The 6760-nt window shown below is 62.3% G+C and carries 8 protein-coding genes; 3 read left to right on the forward strand and 5 right to left on the reverse strand.

All coding sequences use genetic code 11. The features are described 5' to 3' along the window. Positions 1-154 precede the first annotated feature (154 nt). The 3 genes from sdhC to sdhA are packed head-to-tail and all read left to right on the forward strand — an operon-like array spanning position 155 to position 2762. The gene (gene sdhC, locus RMN99_RS06855; protein WP_309622556.1) at positions 155-556 is read left to right on the forward strand and encodes a succinate dehydrogenase, cytochrome b556 subunit; all 402 of its coding nucleotides are present in this window, start codon (positions 155-157) and stop codon (positions 554-556) included. A gap of 12 nt (positions 557-568) precedes the next feature. Next, positions 569-952 (forward strand): succinate dehydrogenase, hydrophobic membrane anchor protein, encoded by a 384-nt coding sequence (gene sdhD, locus RMN99_RS06860; protein WP_309622557.1) that lies wholly within the window; start codon positions 569-571, stop codon positions 950-952. Between the two features lies 1 nt (position 953). Then, on the forward strand, positions 954-2762 hold the full coding sequence (sdhA, locus tag RMN99_RS06865; RefSeq protein ID WP_309622558.1) for a succinate dehydrogenase flavoprotein subunit: 1809 nt from the start codon (positions 954-956) through the stop codon (positions 2760-2762). A gap of 11 nt (positions 2763-2773) precedes the next feature. Here the strand turns inward: sdhA and RMN99_RS06870 are convergent, their stop codons facing one another. The 5 genes from RMN99_RS06870 to RMN99_RS06890 form a co-directional block, all read right to left on the reverse strand. After that, the gene (locus RMN99_RS06870) at positions 2774-3451 is read right to left on the reverse strand and encodes a hypothetical protein (protein ID WP_309622559.1); all 678 of its coding nucleotides are present in this window, start codon (positions 3449-3451) and stop codon (positions 2774-2776) included. Positions 3452-4368: 917 nt separating this feature from the next. Continuing rightward, positions 4369-4656: a type II toxin-antitoxin system RelE/ParE family toxin gene (locus RMN99_RS06875; protein WP_309622560.1), complete on the reverse strand. Its 288-nt coding sequence runs from the start codon at positions 4654-4656 to the stop codon at positions 4369-4371. Beyond that, positions 4653-4907, reverse strand: a complete 255-nt coding sequence (locus RMN99_RS06880; protein ID WP_309622561.1) for a type II toxin-antitoxin system ParD family antitoxin — start codon at positions 4905-4907, stop codon at positions 4653-4655. The genes RMN99_RS06875 and RMN99_RS06880 overlap by 4 nt, the downstream gene beginning before the upstream one ends. Positions 4908-4954: 47 nt before the next feature. Continuing rightward, a complete protein-coding gene (locus RMN99_RS06885) occupies positions 4955-5827 on the reverse strand; it encodes a hypothetical protein (RefSeq protein WP_309622562.1) in 873 nt (290 codons plus the stop codon). After that, a partial coding sequence (locus tag RMN99_RS06890) for a replication-associated recombination protein A (RefSeq protein ID WP_409035240.1) occupies positions 5824-6760 on the reverse strand: 937 nt, incomplete at its 5' end. The genes RMN99_RS06885 and RMN99_RS06890, both read right to left, overlap by 4 nt.

Consider the following 6760-nt stretch of genomic DNA (forward strand, 5'->3'; position numbering starts at 1 on the left):
CCCTGAATTAGGGTATCCCTGAATTAGGCCAATGAAGGTTGGGCCGAACTGACAGGCCTGCACCTTCGACCGCTTGCACCGCCCCCCATTTTGGCTAAGGGGAGTGCCAACGGGGCCTGCGCGCTCCACCAGCCACCAAGGGGTGTCACGCCGCATGGCCCAAGCTGAAACCAAGCCGAACAACCGCCCGCTCTCGCCGCACTTGTCGATCTGGCGCTGGGGCCCGGCAATGGCCGTATCGATCCTCCACCGCGTGACCGGCGATGGCATGGCCCTGGTTGGCCTTGGCGTGCTGGTCTGGTGGCTGGCCGCGCTGGCTGGGGGCGAAGCAAGCTTTGCCGCTTTCACCGCCCATGCCGGGGCGTGGTACGGCGATGTGGTGCTGGTGGGCCTGTCGTGGGCATTCTTCACCCACATGGCATCGGGTATCCGCCATTTCGTGCTCGATCTGGGCGCGGGCTATGAATTGAACAGCAACGCTCTGTGGTCATGGATCACGCCGCTGCTCGCACTGGTCGCAACCGCCCTGTTCTGGGCCGCGATCTGGCTGAATTGAAGGGAACGGCAGATGGGTAACGGAACTTCGATCGGCCGCGTCCGCGCGCTGGGTTCGGCGCATTCGGGATCGCACCACTGGCTGCTGCAGCGCTTCACCGCGCTAGGCAACCTGCTGCTCGGCCTCTACCTCGCCTTCTCCTTCGCCCGGATTGGCGACTTTACGTACAAGGGCATGCACGGCTGGCTGCACAATCCGCTCCCGGCGGTGCTGGTCGGCCTGTTCGTGGTCTCCAGCTTCTGGCACGCGCGGCTCGGGCTGCAGGTGCTGATCGAGGATTACGTCAAGTCCAGCGGCAACAAGTTCGCTGTCTTCGCCGTACTCAATCTTCTTACTTTCGGCGGTGCGGGGCTTGCCCTGCTCTCGCTGATCCGCATCGCGCTTGGAGCTGCCTGACATGACCGCTGCTGCCTACAAGATCATCGACCACACCTATGATACCGTGGTGGTCGGTGCTGGCGGATCGGGGCTGCGCGCCACCATGGGCAGCGCCGAGGCCGGCCTGCGCACCGCCTGCATCACCAAGGTGTTTCCGACCCGCAGCCACACTGTTGCGGCGCAAGGCGGGATCGCGGCCAGCCTGCAGAACAATTCGCCCGATCACTGGACCTGGCACATGTTCGATACCGTCAAGGGATCGGACTGGCTGGGCGATCAGGACGCGATCGAATACATGGTGCGCGAAGCCCCGCAGGCGGTTTACGAGCTGGAGCACGCTGGTGTGCCGTTTAGCCGCAACGAAGACGGCACGATCTATCAGCGCCCGTTCGGCGGGCACATGCAGAACATGGGCGAAGGCCCGCCGGTGCAACGCACCTGCGCCGCGGCTGACCGCACTGGCCACGCCATGCTCCACGCGCTTTATCAGCAGAGCCTGAAGTACGACGCCGATTTCTTCATCGAATACTTCGCGATCGATCTGATCATGGAAAACGGGCAATGCCGCGGCGTGATCGCGATGTGCATGGAAGATGGGTCGATCCACCGCTTCCGCAGCCATGCCGTGGTCCTGGCGACCGGCGGCTATGGCCGCTGCTATTTCACCGCCACATCGGCGCACACCTGCACCGGCGATGGCGGCGGCATGGCCCTGCGCGCCGGGCTGCCGCTGCAGGACATGGAATTCGTCCAGTTCCACCCCACCGGCATCTATGGTGCGGGCGTTCTGATCACCGAAGGCGCGCGCGGCGAGGGCGGCTATCTGACCAATTCCGAAGGCGAGCGGTTCATGGAACGCTATGCCCCTTCGGCCAAGGATCTGGCGAGCCGCGACGTGGTCAGCCGCTCGATGGCGCTGGAAATGCGCGAAGGGCGCGGCGTGGGGCCGAACAAGGACCACATCTGGCTGCACCTCGATCACATCGCGCCTGAAGTGCTGGCCCAGCGCCTGCCCGGGATCACCGAAAGCGGCAAGATCTTCGCCGGCGTTGACCTCACCCGTCAGCCGCTGCCGGTCTGCCCGACGGTGCATTACAATATGGGCGGGGTGCCGACCAACTACCACGGCGAAGTGATGACCATCGGCGCTGACGGCAACCCCGAAACGGTCGTCCCCGGCCTGTTCGCGGTGGGCGAGGCGGCCTGTGTTTCGGTCCACGGCGCCAACCGCCTCGGCTCCAACTCGCTGATCGATCTGGTGGTGTTCGGCCGTGCCGCCGGGCACCGGTTGAAGGAACTGATCAAGCCGCAATCGGCCCACGCCGAACTGCCCAAGGACAGCGCCGATCTGGCGCTGACCCGGCTCGACCATTTCCGGAACGCCAATGGCGGATCGCCCACCGCCGAAGTGCGCAGCGAAATGCAGCGCAACATGCAGATCCACTGCGCGGTGTTCCGCGATGAGGCGCTGCTCTCCGAAGGCAAGGCGCAGCTGGCCAAGACCTATGACCGGATGCAGGACCTCAAGGTTTCGGACAAGAGCCTGATCTGGAACAGCGATCTGATCGAGACGATGGAACTCGACAACCTGATCGCCCAGGCCACCGTCACCATCCACGGCGCGCACAACCGCAAGGAAAGCCGCGGCGCCCACGCCCACGAAGACTTCCCCGACCGCAACGACAAGCAGTGGATGAAACACACCGCCGCCTGGTTCGATGGCTGGGGCGGCAAGGGCGGATCGGTCAAGATCGATTACCGCCCGGTGCACGAATATACGCTCACCGATGATGTAAGCTACATCAAGCCGAAGAAGCGGGTTTATTGATGTGGAGCTGATTACAGTTTTCTAAAATATGCCAAAATACCGGCCTGCCTGGTAAAAATTGCCTGAATGTTATCAGGGAGTTCGTTCCATTCTTTACCAAGCGATTGGTAAGGATCTGTTTTTTCCTGGAATGTAATTGGAAGTACCGAAAGATCGTAAATCAAACTAAAAATCGTGCAAATCGATTTTAATAAAAAAATTGACCGTTCGGTTCTCTTCTTGAGAATCACATCTTCTGTCGTTGTAAACAGCGGCTGCATCGACGAAAGCCAGCTTGGTATCTTGTCATCACTGAAGCTATTTATCTCAGAGTGGTGCGCAAATAAGTTTCGTATGGATTTTAGAATGCGCAAATCCTGCGCGGTTTCCTTTCGAATCCAAAATAGCAATTCCAATATGGCGATTCGATCACTAGCAGTCGCGAGAACTCCCTGATTCGAAAATGCAGACGCGAATCCGCCATAAGCTTTTGGATTAAGGTGGAATTTTAGAAACTCGCTCATCAAGTCTTCGGCAAGTGCGAAAATAAGTATCGCGACTGATCTATCTGTTTCGTTCTCCGCGACTGCGAAGGCTTTGTCGATTCGATCTAGTGGAATCTCCTGCGCTTCGATCCTGGCCCGGCCGCTAGCCGCATACATTTTGCGGACGATTTGAGTTGCTTCCTCCATGTATTTATCGCGTGTCATGGATCAAGCATCACGCACTACATAGAAGAAGCGCAAGCTTAATCTTCGGGTGGCAGGGATCAAATGAATTGGGGTGACACGTCCGTAAACCCCAAAACCCGTCACCCTGAACTTGTTTCAGGGCCCATTCCCCGGCGCATCCCGAAGCGTGGTCATCAAGCTCAACCGCAGGGTTTAGCCCTTTCGTCGCGCCACAGGGCAACACCCACCATGGACCCAGAAACGAGTTCAGGGTGACGGACCCGGCGATGTGGAGCGAGGGAATGAAACCAGGGGCGGCGGCGCAGCCACCGCCCCTGACCTATCTAGCTAGCAGCAGGGAAGCCCGCAGCACGCTGCCAAAGCGCAGCATGCCTGGACAATCGCGTGCGAAGCGGTCGCAGTTGCAGGCGCAGTAGCCGCCACAGCAGTCGCCGCAGTTGCGGCGAAGGCAGTGGTTGAGGACAGGACCGCGCCAATTGCGGTTAAAGTTGCGATGAATTTCATGATATTTCTCCATTGGTTGCGTGTGTTGAGTGTAGTTTGGCCTGCTGCCCTCGCGGCGGGGGCGCGGGCGGCTTGGCCGGAATGGACCGCAAGGCAGGTACCGCTTGTGGAAAGGCGGACAAAGCGCGCGGATGGATGATCGTTGCCGGCGCAGCCCCAAGGATTGCCGCCATGCTGCTTTGGTGACAGGCAGCAGGCATATCGCGGCAGGGCTGGTCTGGCTGGTGGCAGCAGCTCATGCCGATGCAATCCGGCGAGCAATCCGCAGCATAGGTTGGCGGCGACAGCAGCCCGGCAAGCAGGATCGTCAGCAGGATATAGACCGGTTTCATCATCGGTATATTCGCTGGCAGCGCGGCTCTGGTTACAGGCTTGCAGTGACATGGCCGCTTGCCGTGACAGGTGTTTAAGACCCAACAAGCCCCGCTGCATCACCCCGGCAAATGCCGCGCCACATCCATCCGCTCGTGCAGGACACGGACGACAAAGATTTCACCAGCCTCGTCCCGGCGAAAAATGCACAGATGATGGTTGGACCTAAGCCGCCACAGTCCATCGATGGGCCGCACCAACGGCGAGTCAAGCCCAGCGTTAGCCAGATCGTCCTTGATGCCCAGCACATACCGGTCGGCCTGATGCACGCCCCAATTGTCCGCGGTATAGAGCCAGATTTCGGCAAGGTCGTGCTCAGCCGCAGGGCTAAGCGTGAAGCGTGTCATGCAGCGCCTTTGTAGTTGGCGCGCATCTCACGCAGGAACTCGTCGAAATCGAATTCTCTGGCTGGTCCGCTGTCCAGACCCTTCTGGATTTCGCGCCGCAGCGCCTCCACTTTCGCATCCTCGTGCATGTATTGCCGCATCGCTTCACGCACGACCTCGCTGGTCGAGCCGAATTCGCCCGATTCGACCTTGCGGTGCGCGAAATCGGTGAAGGGCTTGCCAAGCGAAATCGAGGTGTTTTTGGAGGTCATGGTGCGGCAATACCAAATATTGGTACTGATCGCAAGGTCGGCTAGGATCACCGCGCCCCGAAGGTCCAGCCTTCGGTCTGCGCCAACGCCGTGGTGAGCAGCGGCGGCGACCACAGCGCCGGATCGTGCGCGATCATGCGCAGCCAGGCGGCTGTGATGATCGCGTCGGCGGCGTGATCGCTGAGTTGGCCGTGGCGCTGTGCTGGCGCGGTGCCAAACGCAGCGAGCGCGGTATCAAGTTCCTCCCAGTCGCGTATTTTCGAGCGTCCGGCGGTCCGGCCGGCGGCGATTGCGGCCAGCGTGGTGTAGATTTCCACCAGCACCGAACCCGCCTCGGGCAGCGGATCGAACGGCCAGATCGCGTGGGTGCCGGAAAGGCGGTGAAGCAGCCGCATCCCCGCCAGACTGCCCTTGCCGACCTGCGCCGCGCCGACCAGGTTGAAATTGCTGTAGGGACGGCACCCGGCGCGGGCCTGGGCGTGTTCGGTCTGGCGAAACCGCCCGCGTCCGCCGCCGAAGGCCGCGCCTTCGCGCCCGCCGTGGCGGCGGAAATGCGGGGCCAGGGCGTGGTGATCGGCAAAGGTGGTTGCGCCAAGGTGCGGTTCGTCTGCGCAGATCTGTTCGACCAAGGCCCACAGCGCGCGGGCGTCCGCCGGGCTTTCGGCCCAGCCGGGGAAGTAGCCGCCGCGATCATGGTGGGCAAAGCTCATGCTCATGTCGAAGCCGACCAGCGTATCGGCGGGCAGTTCGTCCTGCAGCCAGGCCAGTACCTCGCCGCGCGACCAGCGGTGGCCGGGGCGGACCAGCGCCGGTGCCGCATCCCCGGCGGCGCACAGCGCAACCGCGATCCCGGCATGGCGCTCGCCCGCCGCGCCCGACCAGTCGATTGCGGCGAAGTGGCGGAAACGTGGGGGGGTCATTCGCCCTGCAGCTCGCGCCGCTTCTTGTCCCACCATTCCATCCGCTTCAGCACTTCGCGTTCAAACCCGCGTTCGTCCGGGCGGTAGTAGTGTTGCGGGGCCATTTCCTCGGGCCAGTAATTGTCGCCCGAAAAGCCATCCTCGGCGTCGTGATCATAGGCGTAATCCTTGCCATAGCCGATGTCCTTCATCAGCTTGGTGGGCGCGTTGAGGATATTGGCGGGCGGGGCGAGGCTGCCGGTTTCCTTCGCGCTCTTCCACGCTTCCTTTTGCGCCATATAGGCGGCGTTCGATTTGGGCGCGGTGGCGAGGTAGAGGCAGGCCTGGACGATCGCCAGCTCGCCCTCGGGGCTGCCGAGGAACTGGTAAGCATCCTTGGCGGCGAGGCACTGGGTCAGCGCCTGCGGATCGGCCAGGCCAATGTCCTCGGACGCGAAGCGCACCAGCCGCCGCAGCACATACAGCGGCTCTTCCCCGGCGGTCAGCATCCGCGCCATGTAATAGAGGCTGGCCTGCGGGTCCGATCCGCGCAGCGCCTTGTGCAGCGCCGAGATCAGGTTGTAGTGCCCGTCGCGGTCCTTGTCATAAACCGCGACGCGGCGCTGCAGGAACTTGCCCAAGGCGGCGGGGCCCAGCGGCTCGGGGATTGCCGCGTTATAGAGCGTTTCGGCCTGGTTGAGCAGGAACCGGCCGTCACCATCGGCCGTGGCGAGCAGTGCGGCGCGGGCTTCGGGGGTAAGCGGAAGGGGGCCTGCCAGCTCCTCTGCGCGGGCCAGCAGCACACCCAGCGCTGGCGCACGCTGCTGTTCGTGGACGAGATCCACCGCTTCAACCGCGCCCAGCAGGATGGCTTTCTGCCGTTCGTTGAACGCGGCACTGTAACGCTGGTCGGCGCGACCACCGAGAACCCCAGCTTCGCGCTCAACGCCGCAT

Origin of the sequence: Novosphingobium sp., from assembly GCF_031417815.1 — a bacterium.
In the GTDB taxonomy this organism is placed as follows: Bacteria; Pseudomonadota; Alphaproteobacteria; order Sphingomonadales; family Sphingomonadaceae; genus Novosphingobium.

What these genes read in the sequence shown, in the direction of transcription:
- sdhC (WP_309622556.1), top strand. Translation starts at nt 155, where the DNA reads ATGGCCCAAGCTGAAACCAAGCCGAACAACCGCCCGCTCTCGCCGCAC.
- sdhD (WP_309622557.1), top strand. Translation starts at nt 569, where the DNA reads ATGGGTAACGGAACTTCGATCGGCCGCGTCCGCGCGCTGGGTTCGGCG.
- sdhA (WP_309622558.1), top strand. Translation starts at nt 954, where the DNA reads ATGACCGCTGCTGCCTACAAGATCATCGACCACACCTATGATACCGTG.
- RMN99_RS06870 (WP_309622559.1), bottom strand. Translation starts at nt 3,451, where the DNA reads ATGACACGCGATAAATACATGGAGGAAGCAACTCAAATCGTCCGCAAA.
- RMN99_RS06875 (WP_309622560.1), bottom strand. Translation starts at nt 4,656, where the DNA reads ATGACACGCTTCACGCTTAGCCCTGCGGCTGAGCACGACCTTGCCGAA.
- RMN99_RS06880 (WP_309622561.1), bottom strand. Translation starts at nt 4,907, where the DNA reads ATGACCTCCAAAAACACCTCGATTTCGCTTGGCAAGCCCTTCACCGAT.
- RMN99_RS06885 (WP_309622562.1), bottom strand. Translation starts at nt 5,827, where the DNA reads ATGACCCCCCCACGTTTCCGCCACTTCGCCGCAATCGACTGGTCGGGC.